The sequence below is a fragment of the Plantactinospora sp. ZYX-F-223 genome, assembly GCF_039649625.1.
In the GTDB taxonomy this organism is placed as follows: Bacteria; Actinomycetota; Actinomycetes; order Mycobacteriales; family Micromonosporaceae; genus Plantactinospora.
Genome location: NZ_JBDJAV010000019.1, coordinates 99,281 through 119,876, shown reverse-complemented (window position 1 = coordinate 119,876; position 20,596 = coordinate 99,281). Strand labels below are relative to the sequence as shown.

Annotated in this window: 18 protein-coding genes; 14 read left to right on the top strand and 4 right to left on the bottom strand. The window is 73.7% G+C overall.

From position 1 onward, the window contains the following. Positions 1–5: 5 nt before the first annotated feature. From AAH979_RS20430 to AAH979_RS20420, 3 genes are read right to left on the bottom strand one after another with little or no spacing between them, the layout of a single operon-like run. Positions 6–1,715, bottom strand: coding sequence for an urease subunit alpha (locus tag AAH979_RS20430; RefSeq protein WP_346259715.1), 1,710 nt, complete (start codon positions 1,713–1,715; stop codon positions 6–8). After that, complete coding sequence (locus AAH979_RS20425; protein WP_346259754.1) at positions 1,712–2,077, bottom strand: urease subunit beta; 366 nt, start codon at positions 2,075–2,077, stop codon at positions 1,712–1,714. The genes AAH979_RS20430 and AAH979_RS20425 overlap by 4 nt, the downstream gene beginning before the upstream one ends. A gap of 11 nt (positions 2,078–2,088) precedes the next feature. After that, entirely contained in the window at positions 2,089–2,391 is a 303-nt protein-coding gene (locus AAH979_RS20420; RefSeq protein ID WP_278062759.1) for an urease subunit gamma, read from the bottom strand. Between the two features lie 283 nt (positions 2,392–2,674). On the opposite strand from AAH979_RS20420, the gene AAH979_RS20415 reads away from it, so the two are divergent. From AAH979_RS20415 to AAH979_RS20390, 6 genes are all read left to right on the top strand, one after another. Beyond that, a complete protein-coding gene (locus AAH979_RS20415; RefSeq protein WP_346259714.1) occupies positions 2,675–3,586 on the top strand; it encodes an ABC transporter ATP-binding protein in 912 nt (303 codons plus the stop codon). Continuing rightward, positions 3,586–5,214 carry an anibiotic ABC transporter gene (locus tag AAH979_RS20410; RefSeq protein ID WP_346259713.1) on the top strand — a complete coding sequence of 543 codons (1,629 nt, stop codon included), beginning with the start codon at positions 3,586–3,588 and terminating at the stop codon, positions 5,212–5,214. The genes AAH979_RS20415 and AAH979_RS20410 overlap by 1 nt, the downstream gene beginning before the upstream one ends. 153 nt (positions 5,215–5,367) lie before the next feature. Continuing rightward, positions 5,368–5,856 (top strand): MarR family transcriptional regulator, encoded by a 489-nt coding sequence (locus AAH979_RS20405; RefSeq protein ID WP_346259712.1) that lies wholly within the window; start codon positions 5,368–5,370, stop codon positions 5,854–5,856. Positions 5,857–6,159: 303 nt separating this feature from the next. After that, a complete protein-coding gene (locus tag AAH979_RS20400; RefSeq protein ID WP_346259711.1) occupies positions 6,160–6,912 on the top strand; it encodes a hypothetical protein in 753 nt (250 codons plus the stop codon). Next, positions 6,905–7,426: a hypothetical protein gene (locus AAH979_RS20395; protein ID WP_346259710.1), complete on the top strand. Its 522-nt coding sequence runs from the start codon at positions 6,905–6,907 to the stop codon at positions 7,424–7,426. The genes AAH979_RS20400 and AAH979_RS20395 overlap by 8 nt, the downstream gene beginning before the upstream one ends. Further along, entirely contained in the window at positions 7,404–7,802 is a 399-nt protein-coding gene (locus AAH979_RS20390; RefSeq protein ID WP_346259709.1) for a hypothetical protein, read from the top strand. The genes AAH979_RS20395 and AAH979_RS20390 overlap by 23 nt, the downstream gene beginning before the upstream one ends. Before the next feature lie 63 nt (positions 7,803–7,865). Here AAH979_RS20390 and AAH979_RS20385 read toward each other — a convergent pair whose 3' ends face one another. Then, on the bottom strand, positions 7,866–8,519 hold the full coding sequence (locus AAH979_RS20385) for an alpha-ketoglutarate-dependent dioxygenase AlkB (RefSeq protein ID WP_346259708.1): 654 nt from the start codon (positions 8,517–8,519) through the stop codon (positions 7,866–7,868). 220 nt (positions 8,520–8,739) lie between these two features. On the opposite strand from AAH979_RS20385, the gene aspS reads away from it, so the two are divergent. The 8 genes from aspS to AAH979_RS20345 all read left to right on the top strand — a co-directional run bounded on the left by aspS (position 8,740) and on the right by AAH979_RS20345 (position 20,592). After that, positions 8,740–10,566, top strand: coding sequence for an aspartate--tRNA ligase (gene aspS / locus AAH979_RS20380; protein WP_346259707.1), 1,827 nt, complete (start codon positions 8,740–8,742; stop codon positions 10,564–10,566). A 125-nt stretch (positions 10,567–10,691) separates the two neighbouring features. After that, positions 10,692–12,314, top strand: coding sequence for a hypothetical protein (locus AAH979_RS20375; protein ID WP_346259706.1), 1,623 nt, complete (start codon positions 10,692–10,694; stop codon positions 12,312–12,314). Positions 12,315–12,574: 260 nt separating this feature from the next. Continuing rightward, entirely contained in the window at positions 12,575–13,237 is a 663-nt protein-coding gene (locus AAH979_RS20370) for a helix-turn-helix domain-containing protein (protein WP_346259705.1), read from the top strand. Next, a complete protein-coding gene (locus AAH979_RS20365; protein WP_346259704.1) occupies positions 13,234–14,520 on the top strand; it encodes an MFS transporter in 1,287 nt (428 codons plus the stop codon). The genes AAH979_RS20370 and AAH979_RS20365 overlap by 4 nt, the downstream gene beginning before the upstream one ends. Positions 14,521–14,583: 63 nt before the next feature. Beyond that, on the top strand, positions 14,584–14,874 hold the full coding sequence (locus tag AAH979_RS20360; protein ID WP_346259703.1) for a hypothetical protein: 291 nt from the start codon (positions 14,584–14,586) through the stop codon (positions 14,872–14,874). A gap of 76 nt (positions 14,875–14,950) precedes the next feature. After that, entirely contained in the window at positions 14,951–16,747 is a 1,797-nt protein-coding gene (locus AAH979_RS20355; protein ID WP_346259702.1) for a replication-associated recombination protein A, read from the top strand. Between the two features lie 2,528 nt (positions 16,748–19,275). Then, the gene (locus tag AAH979_RS20350; protein ID WP_346259753.1) at positions 19,276–19,959 is read left to right on the top strand and encodes a hypothetical protein; all 684 of its coding nucleotides are present in this window, start codon (positions 19,276–19,278) and stop codon (positions 19,957–19,959) included. A 141-nt stretch (positions 19,960–20,100) separates the two neighbouring features. After that, positions 20,101–20,592, top strand: a complete 492-nt coding sequence (locus AAH979_RS20345; protein WP_346259701.1) for a DUF948 domain-containing protein — start codon at positions 20,101–20,103, stop codon at positions 20,590–20,592. The last annotated feature ends 4 nt before the right edge of the window (positions 20,593–20,596 follow it).

Sequence of the window (20,596 nt, the reverse complement as noted above, 5' to 3'; positions counted from 1 at the left end):
AACCTTCAGAAGAGGAAGTAGCGCTGGGCCATCGGCAGCTCGACCGCAGGCTCCGGCTCCACGACCGCGCCGTCGATGCGTACCGTGAAGGTGTCCGGCTCGACCTCGATGCGCGGCAGGGCGTCGTTGCCCGGCAGGTCGGCCTTGCCCCTGGAGCGGGTGTCGGCCACCGGTGCCAACGCCCGGCGGATGCCGATCCGGTCGCCGAGCAGCGCGTCGATGGCGGCCGGGGCCACGAAGGCGAGGCTGGTCGCGGCGGGCGCCGCGCCGTACGCGCCGAACATCGGCCGGGGCAGCATCGGCTGCGGGGTCGGGATCGAGGCGTTGGCGTCGCCCATCTGGCCGAGCGCGATCATGCCGCCCTTGAGCACCAGGTGCGGGCGTACCCCGAAGAAGGCCGGATCCCAGAGCACCAGGTCGGCGAGCTTGCCCGGCTCGACCGACCCCACCTCGCCGTCGATGCCGTGCGCGACGGCGGGGCAGATCGTGTACTTGGCGACGTACCGGCGGGCCCGCAGGTTGTCGGCGGCGCCGTCACCGGGGAGCGCGCCGCGCCGGGCCTTCATCACGTGCGCGGTCTGCCAGGTACGCAGGATCACCTCGCCGACCCGTCCCATCGCCTGGGAGTCCGAGCCGATCATCGAGATCGCGCCGAGGTCGTGCAGCACGTCCTCGGCGGCCATGGTGCTCGGCCGGATCCGGCTCTCCGCGAACGCCAGGTCCTCCGGCACGGTCGGGTTGAGATGGTGGCAGACCATCAGCATGTCGAGGTGCTCGTCGAGGGTGTTCCGGGTGTACGGCCGGGTCGGATTGGTCGACGACGGGAGTACGTTCGCCGCTCCGGCGACGGTGATGATGTCCGGCGCGTGCCCGCCGCCCGCCCCCTCGGTGTGGTACGCGTGGATCGACCGCCCGCCGATCGCCCGCAGGGTGTCCTCGACGAAGCCGGCCTCGTTCAGCGTGTCGGTGTGGATCGCGACCTGCACGCCGGAGGCGTCGGCGACCCGCAGGCAGGTGTCGATCGCGGCCGGTGTGGTGCCCCAGTCCTCGTGCAGCTTGAAGCCGCCCGCCCCGCCGCGCAACTGCTCCCAGAGCGACTCCTCGCTGACCGTGTTGCCCTTGCCGAGCAGCAGGACGTTGACCGGCCAGGGGTCGAGCGCCTCCAGCATCCGCCCCAGATACCAGGGGTTCGGGGTGACCGTGGTCGCCTTGGTCCCCTCGGCCGGGCCGGTACCGCCGCCGATGATCGTGGTGATCCCGCTGGCCAGCGCGGTTTCCAGGATCTGCGGGCAGATCAGGTGTACGTGGCTGTCGATCGCACCGGCGGTGAGGATCCTGCCGTTGCCGGAGATGATCTCCGTGCCCGGTCCGATCACCAGCTCGGGGTGGACCCCGTCCATGGTGTCCGGGTTGCCGGCCTTGCCGAGCGCGACGATCCGGCCGTCCCGGATGCCGAGGTCGGCCTTGACCACGCCCCAGTGGTCCAGCACCAGCGCGCCGGTGATCACCGTGTCCGGGGCGCCGTCGGCGCGGGTGACCAGGGACTGGCCCATCGACTCGCGGATCACCTTGCCGCCGCCGAAGACCGCCTCGTCGCCGTACCCGCAGTGGTCCTGTTCGACCTCGATCAGCAGGTTGGTGTCGGCGAGCCGTATCCGGTCGCCGACGGTGGGGCCGTACAGGGCGGCGTACCGGCGCCGGTCCAGGGTGCTCACGACACCTCCCCGGCGGGGTCCGAGGCGGCAGCACCGGGCTCGGGCGGGTCGGTCCGGTCGAGTGGGCCGGCGCACTCGCCGCGCAGTCCGGGGACGATCCGGGCGCCGCCGAGCGGCACCAGGTCGACGTCCCGGCCGATGCCCGGCTCGAACCGGACGGACGTGCCGGCCGGTACGCCGAGCCGGTGCCCCCAGGCCGCCGCCCGGTCGAACTCCAGCGCCGGGTTCGCCTCGGCGAAGTGGTAGTGCGAGCCGACCTGGACCGGCCGGTCCCCGGTGTTCACGACGGCCAGGGTGCGGACGGGTCGGCCGGGGTTGATCGTCACGTCGCCCGTACCGGGCAGCAGTTCGCCGGGGATCACGCCCGCCCCCGTCACGGAATCGGCTCGTGTACGGTCACCAGCTTGGTACCGTCCGGGAACGTCGCCTCCACCTGCACCTCCGCGATCATCTCCGGAACACCGTCGAGTACGTCGTCGCGACCGAGCACGGTCCGCCCGGCTTCCATCAGCTCGGCGACGGTACGCCCGTCCCGGGCGCTCTCCAGCAGGAACGCCGTGATCACGGCGACCGCCTCCGGGTGGTTGAGCCGCAGCCCGCGCTCACGTCGGCGCCACGCCAGATCGGCCGCGACATGGACCATCAGCCGTTCTTGCTCGTGACGGGTGAGGAACATCTACACCTCCGCAGCGGGCGAGGACTCAGCGGATCGTGTCAGTCAGAGATTTCGATGAGGTTACGACCACCGCGCGCCGGTGGCGACTTGCCGGGGCCAATCGGTCAGCCGGACGGAGCCCCGGCGGGCGGGCCGGACGGAGCCTGACGGAGGGGCCGGACGGAGCCCCGGCGGGCAGGCCGGACGGAGCCTGGCGGAGGGGCGGACCAGGGCCGGTATCTTGACGAAATCCTGACGCTTCTGAGTTTTCACAAACTTGTGAAATGGGCGTAGCGTCGGCGCCATGACTACTGCTATCTCGGTCTCCGGCGTGGTCAAGTCCTTCGGCCGGAGCCGCGCACTGGACGGGCTGGACCTCTCCGTCGACGTCGGCGAGGTGCACGGCTTTCTCGGTCCGAACGGTGCCGGGAAGTCGACCACCATCCGGGTGCTGCTGGGACTGCTCCGGGCCGACGCCGGCCAGGTGAGCCTGCTCGGCGGGCACCCGTGGCGGGACGCGGTGGCGCTGCACCGGCGGCTGGCGTACGTGCCCGGTGACGTGAACCTCTGGCCGAACCTGACCGGCGGCGAGGCGATCGACCTGTTCGGGGCGCTGCGCGGCGGGCTGGACCGGCGGCGCCGCGACGAGTTGCTGGAGCGCTTCGAACTCGACCCGACCAAGAAGGCCCGGACGTACTCGAAGGGCAACCGGCAGAAGGTCGCCGTGGTCGCCGCGTTCGCCTCCGACGTCGAGCTCTACATCCTCGACGAGCCGACCTCCGGGCTCGACCCGCTGATGGAGGCGGTCTTCCAGGAGTGCGTACGCGAGGTGAAGCGGCAGGGCCGGACGGTGCTGCTCTCCAGCCACATCTTCTCCGAGGTAGAGGCGCTCTGCGACCGGGTGAGCATCATCCGGCAGGGGCGGACCGTGGAGTCCGGCACCCTGGCCGAGCTGCGGCACCTGACCCGTACCGCCATCTCGGTGGAGACGGCCCGACCGATCACCGGGCTGGTCGAGCTGGCCGGGGTGCACGACGCCCTGGTGGACGGCACGCACGCCCGGTTCGACGTCGACTCGGCCGAGCTGGATCCGGTGCTGCAACACCTGCACCGCTTCGAGTTGCGCGCGCTGACGAGTTCGCCGCCCTCCCTGGAGGAGCTGTTCATGCGGCACTACGGCAGCCGGGAAGCCCGCGACGAACTGGCCGGTGTCTGATGGCCGGCACCTTCACCGGCACCGCCCGGCTCACCCGGCTCGCGCTGCGCCGCGACCGGATCCAACTGCCACTGTGGATCGTCGGTACGACGGCGCTGCTCGCCTTCACGTACGCCGCCGAGCAGGAGCAGTTCCCGACCGAGGCCGACCGGGTCACCGCGTTGCGTACCGCTGCGGAGAGCCCGGCGATCCTGATGCTGCGCAACGCGCCGAGCGGGATCACCGACGGCGACATGCTGGCCTTCCAGATCCTCGCCTTCCTCGCCGTGCTGGCCGGGTTCATGAGCATCCTCGCCGTAGTCCGGCACACCCGGCAGAACGAGGAGACCGGGCGTACCGAGATGATCGGCTCGATGGTGGTCGGCCGGCACGCCAGCCTGACCGCGGCGATGATCGTCACCGCCGGGGCGAACCTGCTGCTGGCCGCGCTGCTCGCGCTGACGCTGATCGGCAACGGCCTGCCGGCCGGCGGGTCGATCGCGTTCGGCCTCGGGGTCGGCGCCGCCGGCCTGACCTTCGGTGCGATCGCGGCGGTCGCCGCCCAGCTCAGCCAGGGCGCCCGGGCGGCGAACGGGATCGCCGCCGCCGCGATCGGCGCCGCCTATCTGGTACGCGGACTCGGCGACGCGTTCGGCGAGGTGCGGCCGGACGGCTACACCATGACCAGTGCCTGGCCGTCCTGGCTCTCCCCGATCGGCTGGACCACCCTGGTCCGGCCGTTCGCCGACGACCGCTGGTGGGTGCTCGTGCTCCCGGTGGCGGTCTTCGCCGCCCTGCTCGCAGCGGCCTTCGTGCTGGCCGACCGGCGGGACGTCGGGATGGGCATGATCTCCGCCCGGCCGGGACCGGCCCGGGCCGCCACCGCGCTGCTCAGCCCGCTCGGCCTGGCCTGGCGGCTCCAGCGCGGCACGCTGCTCGGCTGGGCCGTCGCGATCGGCCTGTTCGGGGTGGTCATCGGCTCCCTGGCCGGCACGGTGGCGGACGCGTTCGCCGGCAACGAGGGTGCGGCACGGACGATCCGGGAACTCGGCGGCGAGGGGGCCCTGGCCGACTCGTTCTTCACCGCGATGCTGGCCATGGTCGGGGCGATGGTGGCCGGCTACGTGGTGCAGGCGATGCTGCGGGTCCGGGCCGAGGAGGCCGGCGGGCGGGCGGAGCCGCTGCTCGCCACCGCCACCGGCCGGCTGCGCTGGCTGGGCAGCCACCTGCTCGTCGCGGCCCTGGGCGCGGTCTTCCTGCTGCTGCTCGCGGGCGTCTCGGCCGGCCTGGTCGCCGGGCTGAGCGCCGGCGACCTCTCCGACCGGCTGCCCGACCTCGGCGCCGCCGCGCTGGTGCAGACCGCGCCGGCGCTGATCATGATCGGGTACGTCGTGCTGGTCTTCGGCCTGCTGCCCCGGCTGGCCGTCGGGCTGGGCTGGCTCGGCTTCGCCGTCAGCCTGATCTTCGGTCAGTTCGGCGAGCTGCTCAACCTGCCCCAGGCGGTGCGGGACGTCTCACCGTTCAGTCACGTACCGGCACTGCCGTCCGCCGAGGTCTCGGCGACCCCGCTGGTGCTGCTGGCAGTGGTGGCAGTGGCGCTGGGCGCCGCCGGCCTGGCCCTGTTCCGGCGCCGCGACCTGGCACTCTGACCCGTACCGTCCCGGCAGTCGCCGGGTACCTGCCCCCGGCCGCCCGTACCGCCCCGCCAGCCGCGCCCCGACGGGCGCGGCTGGAGCCGTTGGTCCGCTCACGCGGTGTTGAGGCACAATTACACGATCTTCAGAAACGAGCGAAGGACGAAAATGACGCGAATCGACGTTCCGCGCGACGAGGAGGCCGTACGCCGTTTCGTCGAGCAGTTCGCGTTGTCCTTCAGCGATCTGGGCGTACCCCGGATGGCGGCCCGGGTGCTGGGTGCCCTGATGGTGACCGACGAGCCCGGGCTGACCGCCGGGGAGATCGCCGAGCGGCTCGGCGTCAGCGCCGCCGCGATCTCCGGCGCACTGCGTTATCTGCTGCACGTCAACCTGGTGGTGCGGGAGCCGGTGCCGAACTCCCGGCGGGACCGCTACCACGCCCCGGACGACATCTGGTACACGGCGGCGGTGCAGAGCGGGGTCTACCAGAAACTCGGCGACCTGATGCACCAGGGTGTACTGGCGGTCGGCGGCGACGTGTCGCCGTCCGGTACCCGGCTGGCCGACATGCGCGACTTCCTGTTCTTCGTCCAGGACGAGATGGCCGCGCTCGTCGAGCGGTGGAACGAGACCCGGCGGCGCGAGCACGGGTAGCGGGCCGGCTGACCCCGCCGAGCCCGCTCGGCCGGAACCCTCCCCAGTGGTCGTCGATGGGGCGCACGCTGCGCGGATGCCCCGAGCTGTCCGTGATTTGTCTGCCTGAGCAAATGTCTCATGACCGGTACATCTGTAACATGAGTGATATCCGGGGTGACCGAGTCCGTCGATCATCGACCTGGCGACCCGGCCGGCGGTCAGGCAGTGACCTATAGAGACCCGCCGGGGCGGGCGGAGCGCGTTCAGGGCGTGCACCTGTCGCGGTAACCCGCACCCCATGAGGTCTGTTCGGGAGAGACCATGCCTGCACCGCTCGTACCACTGACCCGTTGGCCAGGGCCGGCCACCACCGGCGTACCGGCCGACACCGCCCTCACCCCGTCCGGTTCCCTGGAGTTGCGTCGCGATGGTCAGGTGATCAGCGACCTGAACATCACCGGACGGGTGAGCGTGCACGCCAGGAACGTCACGCTCCGCCGGTCGAGGATCACCTCCGACGGCACCACCTTTCCGATCCGGACCTTCGACTCGGCGGTCAACCTGGTCGTCGAGGACGTGGAGATCGACGGCAGGGGAGTCTCACCGGTCGGCGTCTGCTTCGACGACTACACGCTGCGCCGGGTCAACCTCCATTCCGTCCAGGACGGACTCTGGATCGGTTCCCGGGTCAAGGTCGTTGACTCGTGGATCCACGACCTGGCCGGGGAGCCCGGTTCGCACAACGACTGCATCCGGGCCATCGGCGCGGGCGACGTGCTCATCCGACACAACCGGCTGGACGCCTGGCGGCCGAGTACGGCGGAGACGATGAACTCCTGCCTCTCCCTCGGGTTCGCCGTGCACAACCTCCGCTTCGAGGGGAACTACTGCGACGGCGGCACCTACACCATCGGGATCCGTCCGGACCTGGCCGCCTCGTCGGTGGTGTTCCGGGGCAACGTGTTCGGCCGGAACTACCGGACCGGGATCGTCACCAGCGTTGCCCATAAGGGAGTGAGCTGGGAAGCGTCCAACGTCTGGTTCGACAATGGCCGGCCGGTCCGGCATGCCTGAGCGGACGGTCCCGCGTCCCGGGCAGCGCTGGCGGATCCGGCACGCCAGGGTGGTCTCCGGCCGGCACCCGTTCGAGGTGACCTCGCTGGCCACCGCCGTCGTCTGCGGAGTGCTGCTGGTCGTGCTGGACAGCCGTCCCCGGTCGGTCTCGATCGCCATGCCCACTCTGCTGGAACAGGTCTGGGCGGTCGGCCTCATCGTCGCCGGCGTCGCGGGCCTGTGCGGGGTCGCCTGGCGGGGGCAACTCGCCATCGGTATGGGCGTGGAACTCGGGGCACTGCTGTCGTTCGGCGCCGTCACCGGGATGTACGCCATAGCTATCTTCGCCATCTCCGGCCGCGCGGGGCTCACCGCCGGTCTGTTCATCGCCGCGGTGGCCGTCGCCTCGTGGTGGCGGTGTGTGCAGATCACCTGGGACCTCTACCGGATGGCCCAGGCACAACAGCAGCGGGCCGCCGTCGAGGTACCGACACTTGTAGAGGGAGGCCCCCATGACCGCTCCAGTGCCAGCTGAGTCGGGCCCGCCCTGGGTCCAGATCCTGCTCTCCACCATCGGCATCCTCGGTGGGGGTGGCGGGGTCGCCTCGGCTGCCGCCGTCCTGCTGCAACGGCGCAGGTTCCGGGCGGACGCCGCCGACGTACTTACCGACACCGCACTCACCCTGGTCCAACCGCTCAAGCTCCGGGTCGCGGAGCTGGAGGCGGAGACGATCGTCGCCCGGCAGCAGGTGGAGAAGGCGACCCGGGAGGTTTCCGAACTGCGGACCGTGGTCCGGGAGGCGACCACGATGATCCGGCGATGGCGCGCGGCGATCCTCGCCCCGGACGCCACTGTCGGGCAGATCCGTACCCTCGTCTCGGACACCAGGCCCTGGCACGACGACATCTAGCAGGGTTGACGGCGTCGAGCTGTCCGGCGGGGTCCCCGGTGGTGGGGCTCCGCCGGGCCCTCCTCAGGCCACGCCGACCGGCCGGAACTGCACGCTGACCCGGGGACCGACCGGCCGGGACGTCTTCGGCACGGCGTGCTCCCAGGTGCGTTGGCAGGAGCCGCCCATCACGATCAGGTCGCCGTGCCCGAGCGGGAAGCGCAGGCTCGCGCCGCCGCCGCGCGGGCGCAGCAGCAACGGCCGGGGCGAGCCGAAGGAGAGGATCGCGACCATGGTGTCCTCGCGGGCCGAGCGGCCGTGGGTGTCACCGTGCCAGGCGACGCTGTCCCGCCCGTCGCGGTAGAGACACATCCCGGCGGTGACGAACGGCTCGCCCAGCTCGGCGGCGTAGTGCCGGCTGAGCCGTGACCGGGCGGTGCCGAGCACCGGGTGCGGGAGCGGTTCGCCGCCGGCGTACCAGCGGAGCAGCCGGGGGACGTCGACCACCCCGTCGTACATCCGGCGGCGCTCGGCCTGCCAGTCGACGTCGTCGAGCAGGGTGCGCAGCACGGCATCGGAGCCCCGGACCCAACCGGGCAGATGGTCGACCCAGGCGCCGGAGGTCAGCTCGTGCCGACGGAGTGCTCCGGCCAGCGGGCCGAGCGTGGCGCCGTCCCCGGCGATCCCGTCGCCGCTGGCGAGGTCCAGCATCGAGGGCTGGTAGGCACCGGACGTCATGCGGTCATGCTAACCCCGCTCGAACGCACGTACGAACCGGGCGTCGTCTGGGTGGGACCGGCCGCCACGGGAACCCGCGGAACGCGCCGGACGGCCGGTGGGCGTACCCGGCCGGTGTGCGGGGACCGGGCGGGTGGGGCGCCGGGCGGTCCGGACCGTCCTGACAGAATGTCAGGGCAGCAGCCCGGACCGCCCGGACAGACGTGAGGAGACACCTGTCGTGATCCGTACCCATGATGCCGGCACCCTGCGCGCGAGCGACGCCGGCCGCACGGTGACCCTCGCCGGCTGGGTCGCCCGCCGGCGGGACCACGGCGGAGTCATCTTCGTCGACCTGCGGGACGCCTCCGGCGTCGTGCAGGTGGTCTTCCGCGAGGGGATGGATTCGGCGCACGCGCTGCGCAACGAGTTCTGCGTCCGGGTCACCGGCGAGGTGACCCGCCGCCCCGAGGGCAACGACAACCCCGAACTGGCCACCGGCGAGATCGAGGTGACGGTCGACCGCCTGGAGATCCTCTCCGAGGCGGCGCCGCTGCCGCTGCCGGTGGACGACCAGGTGGAGGCGGGCGACGACGTACGCCTCAAATACCGCTACCTCGACCTGCGGCGCAGCGGCCCGGCCCGGGCGATGCGGCTGCGCTCGGCGGCCAACCAGCTCGCCCGGGGTGTGCTGCACTCCCGCGATTTCCTGGAGATCGAGACGCCGACCCTGACCCGGTCGACGCCGGAGGGCGCCCGCGACTTCCTGGTGCCGGTACGCCTCCAGCCCGGCACCTGGTACGCCCTGCCGCAGTCCCCGCAGCTCTTCAAGCAGTTGCTGATGGTCGGCGGGATGGAGCGCTATTACCAGATCGCCCGCTGCTACCGGGACGAGGACTTCCGGGCCGACCGGCAGCCGGAGTTCACCCAGCTCGACATCGAGATGTCGTTCGTCACCGAGGACGACGTGATCGACCTCGGTGAGGAGATCGTCGCCACGCTCTGGCGGGAGCTGGCCGGGCACGAGATCAGCCGGCCGATTCCCCGGATCACCTGGCACGACGCCATGGACCGGTACGGCTCCGACAAGCCCGACCTGCGCTACGGGGTCGAGCTGACCGAGCTGACCGACTACCTGCGCGGCACCGAGTTCCGGGTCTTCGCCGGGGCGATCGACGCCGGTGGCTACGTCGGCGCCGTGGTGATGCCGGGCGGCGCCGGGCAGAGCCGCAAGGAACTCGACGGCTGGCAGGACTGGGCGAAGGCACGCGGCGCCCGTGGCCTGGCGTACGTGGTGCTCGACGCCGAGTCGGGCGAGGCCCGGGGGCCGGTGGCCAAGAACCTGTCGGCCGAGCACCTGGCCGGGCTGGCCGACGCGGTCGGGGCGAAGCCGGGCGACGCGGTCTTCTTCGCCGCGAGCGCGCAGCGGCGCGAGGCGCAGGAGTTGCTCGGCGCGGCCCGGATCGAGATCGCCAAGCGGGCCGGTCTGGTCGACGAGAGCGCCTGGGCGTTCTGCTGGGTGGTCGACGCGCCGATGTTCGAGCCGGCCTCCGACGCCGAGAACGGCAGGGCGGGCGGCTGGACCGCCGTGCACCACCCGTTCACCTCGCCGAACGCCGACTGGGTGGACCGGTTCGAGGAGGCGCCGGACCGGGCGCTGGCGTACGCGTACGACATCGTCTGCAACGGCAACGAGATCGGCGGCGGCTCGATCCGTATCCACCGGGCCGACGTGCAGCGTCGGGTCTTCGACCTGCTCGGGATCAGCCCGGAGGACGCGGCCGACAAGTTCGGCTTCCTGCTGGAGGCGTTCAAGTACGGCCCGCCGCCGCACGGCGGCATCGCGTTCGGCTGGGACCGGGTCTGCATGCTGCTGGCCGGGGCCGACTCGATCCGCGAGGTGATCGCCTTCCCGAAGACCCGGGGCGGGTTCGATCCGCTGACCAGCGCGCCGACCCCGATCACCGCGCAGCAGCGGGCCGAGGCGGGCATCGACGCCAAGCCGAAGCCGGCGGCACCGTCGCATGGCGGCACCGCCGGGGTCGCCGCCCCGGTCGAGCCCTCCTGAGACAGCCGGGCCGCTGCCTCCCGAGACGTCCTGCGGCGTCTCGGGAGGCAGCGGCCCGGGCGACGGGCCCGGGACGGCCGGGGGTGGGCGGCAATTGATTTGCTTCGGATGCTCATACTCGGTCCATGGCGCCCAACCCTGATTTGATCATCGACTTGGACCCGAGCGAGGCGGGATCCGAGGTCGTCAAGACCGTCGTCCTGCCCTGGTCGGGCCAGAGCATCCCATTGCGGATCCCGGCCGGGCTCGGTGACGGCACCGTGCTGCGGCTGCCCGGCATCGGACCGGCGACCGTGCCCGGCGGCCCGCCCCGGGACGCGTACGTCCAGATCCGGATCGTGCCGGGCGGAGGCGGTGCGGTCCCCGCCAGCTTCGGAGCCGCCCCCTTCGGTACGCCCGGTCCGGTCCCGCCGGTGACGTCGGCCCCGCCGACCACCCCGTTCGGCGCGCCGCCGCCGGTCTCGGCCCCGCCGACCACGCCGTTCGGCGCGCCGCCGCCGGTCTCGGCCCCGCCGACCACGCCGTTCGGCGCGCCGCCGCCGGTCTCCGCCCCGCCCACCACGCCGTTCGGCGCCGGCCCGCCGGTCTCGGCTCCGCCGACCGGTCCCTACGGCACCCCGCCGGTTTCGGGCCCGCCGACCGCGCCGTTCGGTGCGCCGCCGCCGGTGTCAGGTCCGCCGACCGCGCCGTTCGGGGCCGGCCCGCCTGGGCCGCCGTTCGGTGGGCCGCCGCAGTTCGGTGCGTTCCCGCCACCACCGCCCGCCAAGCCCGGGCGCGGCAAGATCATCGCCATCGTCGGCGGTGCCGTCGCCGTGGTCCTGCTGGTCGCGCTGGCGGTGCCGCTGCTGATCTGGGCCGGTAACCGGGACTCCGAGGGGTCGCCCTCGGGCCGGACGGCCTCCGGCCAGGGCGGGGAGCCCTCGCCGAGCGCCGCGCCGATCAGCGCCCAGGAATACCAGGCGCTGCTGGCCGAGGTCGACAAGGCGGTGGCGCCGGGCTTCACCCAGCTCGGCTCGGCCAAGAACCCCAAGGCGGTGGGTACCGCCGCCGGCACCATCGGCCGGGCGCTCGACCAGCAGATCACCGCACTGTCCGGTGTGGTGCCGCCGCAGAACGCCGCGACGGCACACGCCGACCTGCTGCGCGGGCTGGAGGGCATGGTCGACTCGATCACCGAGACCGGCTCCGCCGCCGGGGCCGGTGAGGTCTGCCTCGGCTCGTCGGCGCTGGCCCGGCTCAGCCGGGATCCGGCCGCCGAAGACGTACGCACCGCGCAGCAGGCGCTGGCGGCGGCGGACCCGGCGCAGCCGTACCAGGTCGGCACGTTCGTGCCGAAGAAGACGGCGGACAGCAACCGGCGGCTGGGCAACGGTGCGTACCTCAAGCGGGTGCGCAGCGGCCAGGGACAGCTCAAGATCGAAAATGGCGGCAGCAGCGATGCGGTCATCAACCTGGTGCTGGGCAGCGCCAAGACCCCGACGGTCAGCGTCTACGTCCGGGCCAAGGGCAAGCACACCGTCTCCTCGATCAAGGACGGCACCTACCGGATCTACATGACCGGTGGCAAGGACTGGGACGGCCGGGCCAAGGCGTTCAGCCGGAACTGCAACTTCCAGCGCTTCGAGGACACCTTCAAGTTCACCACCACCTCCAGCCAGTACACGATCTGGACGATCACGCTGACTCCGGTCGCGGGTGGCAACGCGCGGACCAGCGAGGTCGACCCCAACACGTTCCCGGGCGGCTGACCGGCGGGCGATGATGCCCTCCCGATGGGAGGCGGGGACGGTGCCTACTGACGGCGTACCGGCCGGGTCCACGGATCCGGCCGGTACGCCTGTATGGTCTCCGGCTCCGCCCACCACGCCGGACCGCTGAACTTCCTCGGCTGTTCCCCGCCCACCTGATCTCTGCGCTGCCCGCCGGCTCCGGCCGGAGTGCCGATCTCATGCACAGATTCTATGCACAACTATTGTGCATAGAATCTGTGCACAGTTATTGTGCATCCATGGAACCTGAGTCGTCCCGTCCTGCCGAGCAGTCGCCCTCGGTGGTGACCCTGGACAGCACCCAGATCCGGGTGCTGGCCCATCCGCTGCGCGCCCGGCTGCTGATCGCACTCCGCTCGGACGGCCCGGCCACCGCGACCCGGCTGGCCGAGGCACTCGGCACCAACACCGGCGCCACCAGCTATCACCTGCGGCAGCTCGCCGATGCCGGGCTGGTGGTGGAGGAGTCGGACCGGGGGTCCGGACGGCAGCGCTGGTGGCGGGCGGCGCACCAGTTCAGCAGTTGGCGCCGGGACGACTTCGCCGGCGACCCGGACGCGCTGGCCGCCGCGGACTGGCTGCACCGGAACGCGGTACGGCTGCACGCCGACCTGACCGAGCGGTGGATCACCGAGCAGCGCGACTACCCGGCCGAGTGGCGTGACGCGGCGAGCTTCTCCGACGTGCTGCTCCGGCTGACCCCGCCGCAGTTGCGGCAGCTCAACGAGGAACTGCTCGCGGTGGTCGACCGCTACCGGCACGCCGTGCCGACGGTCGACGGCGCGAACCTGCCCGAGCCCGGTGACGGCACCGAGCAGGTTCTGCTCTACCTGCACAGCTTTCCGGTACGAGGGCCGATTCCCCTGGCCGGGGGCGTCGCCGAGAAGGGGGAGCGGTCGTGACCGCACTGACCGGCCGGCAGGTCCGGCGGCGTTACCTGATCCTGCACGGGCTGCGCTGGCTGCCCGTCGGGCTGCAGATTCCCGTGCTCATACTGCTGATGCTGGAACGCGGGCTCAGCCTCCCGCAGGTCGGGGTCGTCGCCGCGGCGCAGGGACTGGTGGTGCTCGCGCTGGAGCTGCCGACCGCCGGGCTCGCCGATGCACTGGGCCGCAAACCCCTGCTGGTCGCGGCCGGGCTGGTCAACCTCGGATCGCTGCTGCTGCTCCTGCTGGTGGCCGACTCCTTCGTGCTGTTCCTCCTCGCCTTCGTACTCCTGGGGATCTTCCGGGCCCTGGACAGCGGCCCGCTCGAGTCCTGGTACGTCGACGCCGCCCTGGCCGCCGATCCGGAGGCGCCGATCGAGCGGGGACTCAGTGCCGGCGGAGTCGTCCTCGGTGTCTGCATCAGCGCCGGCGCGCTGCTCAGCGGTGGCCTCGTCGCGCTCGGTCCGCTCGGCGGAGTCAGCGCGCTCAGCCTGCCGGTGCTGGCGTCGATCGCCCTGGAGGTCGTCGGCCTGGTCGCCCTGCTCCTGCTGCTGGTGGAGGTGCGCCCGGCCGCCGGTGTCGCCGCGCTGCGCACCTCGCTCCGGGCGGTGCCGGGCGTGATCGGCGGCGCACTCGGACTGGTCCGCCGTTCCCGGATCGTGCTCGCGCTGATCGCGGTGGAGTTGTTCTGGGGCTTCGGGATGGTCACCTTCGAGGCGCTGCTGCCGGTCCGGCTCGCCGAGGTGCTGGGCGACCCGGACCGGGCGGCGGCGCTGCTCGGACCGACCGCCTCGGTGGCCTGGCTCGCCTCGGCCGGCGGCGCGGCGCTGATCGCGTACGCGAGCCGGTGGCTGGGCGTGCCGCTCAGCGCCGGGCTGCTCCGGATCCTCCAGGGGGCCACGGTTGTCGCGATGGGACTACTCGCCGGGCCGGTCGGGATCATCGCGGCCTACCTGCTCTGTTACGCCGTGCACGGCGCGTCCAACCCGCTGCACTCCGGACTGCTGCACCGGCAGGTCGACGGCCCGTACCGGAACAGCGTCATCTCGCTGAACTCGATGGTGGCCCAGCCGGCCGGCGCGCTCGGCGGCGTCGTGCTCACCTCCCTGGCCGCGGCGACCTCGGTGCGCACGGCGATGGTGGTCGGCGGGGTCGTACTGGCCGCCGCTGCACCGCTCTACCTGCCCGCCTGGTGGGCGACCCGCCGTGCGGCCCCTCCGGCCCGACCAGAGCCGGCCGAGCCGGAGCCGGTCGCCTGACCGACCGCCACCGAGGTCCGGACGGGCGGGCCGGTGCAGCCGAGCCACGCGTGGAGCCGTCCGGTGCCGGTGGATTGGCCGGCGGCGCCGTCGGGTACATCCTGGCCGACCTACTGGGACCCCCGCCGGGAGGAACGCATGCTCGCCTACATCGCCGCCGGAGTTTTCGCCCTTGCGCTGCTGCTGGATCTGTTCGACGAGAACCTGGGCGCGCCCGACCTGTTCAACTTCCCCACCCTGGTGCTGATCGGACTGCTCTGTCTCGCCCTCTACCTCGCCGGAGTGGGCCGGGGCCCGGGCACCGCCGGCGGTGGTGGCCGGTGGTACCGGGGCCGCCGGCCAGGTCGGGGCTGATGTCCGTCGGAATCACGACCGGCCCGGTTATCGGTGCATTTCCGGCACCGGAAACCGGGCCGGTAGTGTCTTCCTGATGGAGTCCGACGGCCTATTCTCTCTCGTCGATCCCGCCGGTGGGCGCTCCGCGCCGGCCGGGACCGCCGCCGACGGCTTCACCGTACCCTCCGTCGATTCGCCGCTGCCGGTCCGGATGCGTCCGGCCAGCCTGGACGAGCTGGTCGGACAGGACCATCTGCTCGCGCCCGGCGCGCCGCTGCGACAGCTCGTGACGGGTACGTCACCGATGTCGGTGATCCTCTGGGGGCCGCCGGGCAGCGGCAAGACCACCATCGCCCACCTGGTGGCCCACGCCACCGAGCGGCGCTTCGTGGCGATGTCGGCGCTCTCCGCCGGGGTCAAGGACGTCCGTGCGGTGATCGACACCGCCCGTCGCGAGCGGCGGGCCGGCGGGCGCCCGACGGTGCTGTTCATCGACGAGGTGCACCGGTTCAGCAAGACGCAGCAGGACTCCCTGCTGGCCGCGGTCGAGGACCGTACGGTCACCCTGCTGGCGGCGACCACGGAGAACCCGTACTTCTCGGTCATCTCGCCGCTGCTGTCCCGGTGCGTACTGCTCACCCTGCAACCGCTGGACGACAACGCGGTACGGGGTCTGCTCCGCCGCGCCGTCGCCGACGAGCGCGGACTGGCCGGCGCGCTCACCCTCGCCCCCGATGCCGAGGAGCACCTGGTCCGGCTCGCCGGCGGAGACGTGCGCAAGGCGCTCACCGCGCTGGAGGCGGCGGCCGGCTCGGCCACGGCGCTGGGCGAGACCGTCATCAACCTGGCCACCGCCGAGCAGGCTGTCGACGTGGCGGCGGTCCGCTACGACCGGGACGGCGATGCCCACTACGACGTGGTGAGCGCGTTCATCAAGAGCATGCGGGGCTCCGATGTGGACGCCGCGCTGCACTGGCTGGCCCGGATGCTGGTGGCCGGCGAGGACGCCCGGTTCATCGCCCGGCGGATCGTGATCTTCGCAAGTGAGGACGTCGGGATGGCCGACCCCACCGCGCTGAGCGTGGCCACCGCCGCGGCGCACGCCGTGGAGTACGTCGGCCTGCCCGAGGCGCAGCTCAACCTCGCCCATGCCGTGATCCACATGGCCACCGCACCGAAGTCCAACTCGGCGACCACGGCGATCGGCGCGGCGATCGGCGACGTACGGGCCGGTCGGGGCGGTTCGGTGCCCCGGGCGCTGCGCGACGCCCACTATTCCGGAGCGCGCGGGCTGGGGCACGGCACCGGTTACCGCTATCCGCACGACGACCACCGGGGGGTGGTCACCCAGCAGTACGCCCCGGACGACCTCGTCGGAGTGGACTACTACCGGCCGAGCGGACACGGTGCGGAGCGTGCCGTCGGCACCCGGCTGCCACTGCTGCGCCGGATCGTCCGGGGACAGCCCGCACCGCCGCCCACCGACGGCGTACGCCCGCCGGCCCGCGAGGCCGTACACCCGCCCGGCGCCGACGGAGAAGTGCCCACAGGCGCCGGGGAGCGGGCCGGGGGTGGGGGCGGACCCGGCAGGGGGCCGACGGCAGCGGCGTCGTCCGGCAGCGTGCCGGAGCAGACCGTGCACGGCAAGGTGCCCGAGGGTGCCGTGGGCGGCAGCCGCGCCCGTCGAGGTCGTCAGGCGGCTGGCGCGGCGCCGGAAGAGGCGGTGCCGGGCAAGGTGCCAGAGGATGCCGTGAGCGGCGCGGCGCCGGACGATGCGGTGTCGGGCAGGGCGACAGAAGATCCCGGGCGCGGCGCGGTGCCGGAGGACGCCGGGCACGGCACGGTGACAGCAGATGGCGGCGGGACATCCGAGGGGGAGGAACACCAGTGAGATCGCGCGGTTCGGACCGGGGCGAGGACGGCCACGACGAGCGGCGGGAACCACGGGGCAAGGGACGCCGCTGGGGCCGGGGCAGGTCGGAGGAGGCTCCGCCCGCGGAGCCTGAGGTCAGCGGCGAGGAGCTGGGCTGGATCACCGACCTGCGTACCGCCAAGGAGCAGAAGGTCGATATCGGTCCGGCCGACGGCACCAGCCCGGCTGACCCGCCGGCCCGGGTCCCCGCCGCCTACGAGCGGTTGCCGGAGGCGGGACCGGACGACACCGGATCGGTGCCGCCTCCCGGTGCGCCGTCGGCGGATCCGATCGCCGGCCCCGGTCGCCGTCGGGGCGACGAGCCGGAGCCGGGAGCACCGGTACCGCCCCGGCGGGCAGCGGAGCCGACGGACCCGGCCCAGCCCGCCCGGGGCGCCGGGCCCCAGCCGCCGCGCGCCGAGCCGAGGCCCCCGGGCGTACCGCCGACGCCGCCGTCCGTGGTGCCGCCGGTCGTGCCAGCGCCGCCGCCCGGTCGGCCGGGTCGCGCGGCCGAGCCGGTCCACCCGACGGCCTGGTCCGGGCCACCGGAGCGTCGCCCGGCCGGTGACCGGGGCGAGCCTGCGGTGCGGCCCGGCGCCACACCGTGGCCGGGTGAGCCGGTACCGTCCGCCGGGCACCAGCCGCGGCACGGCGCTGCCCCGGTCGAACCGGGTGCGGGGCGGCGGGCAGCGGGTGCCCGGGGCGAGGAGCCGTCCCCGGCACGCCGGGGGGCGCCGCCCACAGAACCCGGCGACGGCCGGCACGGCCGGTCGGCCGGACTCGCGCCCGGTGATTTCGCCGGTCCGGGCAGCCCGGCCGGTCCCGGCGGACGGTTCGGGGCACCGGCCGCGCCCACCGGCGGGGAGTTCGTCGTACCGGCCTCCGGCAACGCGCCACCGGTTCCGCCCGCTGCGGCCGCACCGGGCCGTCCGGGTGCACCCGAGCGTGACCCGGGCGGGCCGGGACGCGGCGGTCCGGTCCTGGGCGCGCGCCGCCCCGGTGCCGCCCCGCCGCCCTCCGGCGCCCACGCCGCCGGCACCGGTACGCCTTCCGGCCCGGGCGGCTACTCCCCGGGGACCGGTACGCACGCCCCCGGTGGGGCGCACTCCGCAGACCCCGGTGCGCATCCCGCAGCCGGTGGGACGTACCCGGCCGGTGGAGCGCACTCCACCGGCGCCGGTGCACATGCGGCAGTCAGTGGACCGCCCGGCGTGGCGGCACAGGCCGCCCCGGGTGGCGAACACGCCGCCGGGGAGCGGGAGACCCGCCCGCCGGGCCATCCGGAGCGGCCGGCGGACTGGATCCGCAAGGCCGGCCGGTCCGGGGTCCGCCCGGTCACCCCGGCCGCCGGATACGGGCCGCCAGCTCCGGCGTCCGACGCCGGTGCGCCCGGTTCTCCGCCGATTCCGGCTGGTTCGGCAGAGCGGGGCGGCCGGTCGGCCGGCGGACCAGGTCCGGTCACCGGGCTGGGACCGGTAGGCGGTTCGGCGGGCGGGCCGGGCAGGGCGGCCAACCGGCCACCGTCCGGGCCGGACAGCATCGACGGCGGGCAGCCGGGACCGGCCCGGCACGGAGCGCCGTCGACCGAGGACCTCCGGGACGGCGGCCGGGTCGCCCGGGGCCGCTCCGGCGCGGGCCCCTCCGGTCCGCCGTTCGGCACCGAAGGTACGGGCGGCGGCGGGCGGCACGGTGGGCCGCCACCGGTCGTACCGGGGCGGCACGGCGCGGTCGCACCACCGGCCGGCGCCGGGCCACGCGGTGATCTTCCCGCCACCGGAAGCCCGTCCGGAGCCGGTGCTGCGCCGGTGCCGGGTGGTCCCCGCACCGCGTCGACGCGCGGCGGCGTCCCCCGCCTGGTCGAACCGGCTGGCGAGCCAGGGGCGCCCCGAGCCGCCGGGCTCGGCCGGCCTCCCGTCGAACCGGCGGAGCGGCGCGCTGCGCCGGGCGGCAGGTACGCCGTCGAGCCGGCCGACCGGAGCGGCCCGCCGGCACCGGGGCCGGTTCGCGGCGACGGTCCTGCCGGCCGCCCGACCGCCGGCCGTGCCGGTGCGCCCGTCGACGGCGGCGCGGCCGGTCGACCGGGCGGTACCGCCTTCGACGGCGGCGTACCGGGTCGCCCCGGTCCTGCCGGGTCGCCCGGCGGCCCCGCTCGGGCGTCGGCCCGGGGGCCGGCCGTGCCGGTCCACCCCGGACCCGGTTCCGCGCCGCCGGCCGGGCCGACCCGGGATCCGGGCGCAGGTACGCCCGCCCGCCCCACGCCGGCCGAGGCCGGCCGGGCGGCCCCACCCCGTCCGGCTCCGGCCCGACTGGACGGTCCGTCCCGGGACGAGGCGGTCCGGCCCGACCCGCCGGTCCGGCCCGACGCACCCACCCGCCCGCCGGTACGTCCGGACGGCGGTGCCCGCCCCGACGGCCCGCCTCGGCCGGACGCGGCGATGCGTTCCGCCGGCATGCCGCCGGCCGCCGCCGGCCTCGACCCCGACGGCGGACCGGACCGGTCCGATCCGGTGCAACCGCCGGCGGAACCGGCGCGGGGTGCCCGGGCGGAGCTACGGCGCCAGCTCCGCGAACAGCGGCGGTTGAAGACGATCGCCCTGCTGCTGGCCAGCCTGCTGGTGCTCGGTGCGCTGCCGACGTACTTCGGTGTCCGGGCCGCGACCCGGGATCCGGTGTTCAACTCCCTCGACGCGCTGGCGGTGCCCGCCTGGGCCGCCACGGACACGGTCGACGGGGTGAGCGGCAGCCGGTGGTGTTTCATCGAGTGCCGCTTCCGCGAGCGGACCGTCGAGTCGGACCGGAAGTGGGAGGAGACGGCGCAGGTCTACGAGGCCGCGCTGACCCGCGAGGGGTGGCGACCGTGGAAGGTGGCGCTCTGCCCGGAACAGCCGGTCAACGGGCACTACACCTGCTGGCGGCGGGACGAGTTGACCCTCGACATGTGGGTACGGCAGCCGGCCTGCCCGGACCCGGCGCTCACCGCCCCCGGTGCGGCCCCGTCGCCCGCCGCGACCGGGCCGGAGGGGGTGAACTGCGAGGGTGCGCTCGTCTCGATCAAGGTCCGTAACGCGATCGCGGACGAGCGGATCGGTCCGCAGCCCACCACCGATCCGTCGCTCACCGGAGTGGACCCGGATCCGCTCTTCACCGACGATCCGCTCGGCGGGCTGACGCCCACCCCGACCCCGTCGTGAGGCCGGTGGTCGTCACCGACGGTAGGGTTCGGGGTTGGTACTCCGAAGGGCATTCCGGGTAACCGCCGTGACACGGCGCCGGACGTCCGGGTGAGACGCCTCGCGCGCGATTTCCGAGACGGTGCATAGAGGAGGACACGGGTGGACGCTGGAGAGATCGGCCAGATCGCCGCGCTCGTCGCGGCCGGGGCGTTCCTGATGCTGGTGTTGGTGCTGGCCAGGCCGATCTGGCGGCTGGGCAACACGGTGGACGCGGCGACCCAGGCGATCAACGACATCAACGACCGTACGGCGCCGCTGCTCGCCAACATGAACGTCACGGTGGAGAACGTGAACACCGCGCTGGGCCAGGTGCACACCTCGCTGGACGGGGTGAACATCCAGCTCGCCAAGATCGACACGATGACCGGTCACGCCCAGAACGTCACCGCCAACATCGCCAACCTGAGCACCGTGGTCTCGGCCGCCGCGGCGAACCCGCTGGTCAAGGTGGCCGCATTCGGGTACGGCGTACGCAGGGCCGCCGCCGCCCGACGGCACGCCGAACAGGAGCGCGAGGTCCGTACCACCATCAAGCAGCAGCGCCGGGCGGCGTCCCGGCGCGGGCGCCGGGCCGGTGCGGAGGAAGGATGAGGCC

Excerpts from the sequence above, each read along its gene's own strand:
- AAH979_RS20370 (WP_346259705.1), top strand. The coding sequence starts at position 12,575 with ATGGAACCTGAGTCGTCCCGTCCTGCCGAGCAGTCGCCCTCGGTGGTG.
- AAH979_RS20395 (WP_346259710.1), top strand. The coding sequence starts at position 6,905 with ATGCCTGAGCGGACGGTCCCGCGTCCCGGGCAGCGCTGGCGGATCCGG.
- AAH979_RS20400 (WP_346259711.1), top strand. The coding sequence starts at position 6,160 with ATGCCTGCACCGCTCGTACCACTGACCCGTTGGCCAGGGCCGGCCACC.
- AAH979_RS20420 (WP_278062759.1), bottom strand. The coding sequence starts at position 2,391 with ATGTTCCTCACCCGTCACGAGCAAGAACGGCTGATGGTCCATGTCGCG.
- AAH979_RS20410 (WP_346259713.1), top strand. The coding sequence starts at position 3,586 with ATGGCCGGCACCTTCACCGGCACCGCCCGGCTCACCCGGCTCGCGCTG.
- AAH979_RS20385 (WP_346259708.1), bottom strand. The coding sequence starts at position 8,519 with ATGACGTCCGGTGCCTACCAGCCCTCGATGCTGGACCTCGCCAGCGGC.
- AAH979_RS20375 (WP_346259706.1), top strand. The coding sequence starts at position 10,692 with ATGGCGCCCAACCCTGATTTGATCATCGACTTGGACCCGAGCGAGGCG.
- AAH979_RS20405 (WP_346259712.1), top strand. The coding sequence starts at position 5,368 with ATGACGCGAATCGACGTTCCGCGCGACGAGGAGGCCGTACGCCGTTTC.
- AAH979_RS20415 (WP_346259714.1), top strand. The coding sequence starts at position 2,675 with ATGACTACTGCTATCTCGGTCTCCGGCGTGGTCAAGTCCTTCGGCCGG.
- AAH979_RS20390 (WP_346259709.1), top strand. The coding sequence starts at position 7,404 with ATGACCGCTCCAGTGCCAGCTGAGTCGGGCCCGCCCTGGGTCCAGATC.
- AAH979_RS20355 (WP_346259702.1), top strand. The coding sequence starts at position 14,951 with ATGGAGTCCGACGGCCTATTCTCTCTCGTCGATCCCGCCGGTGGGCGC.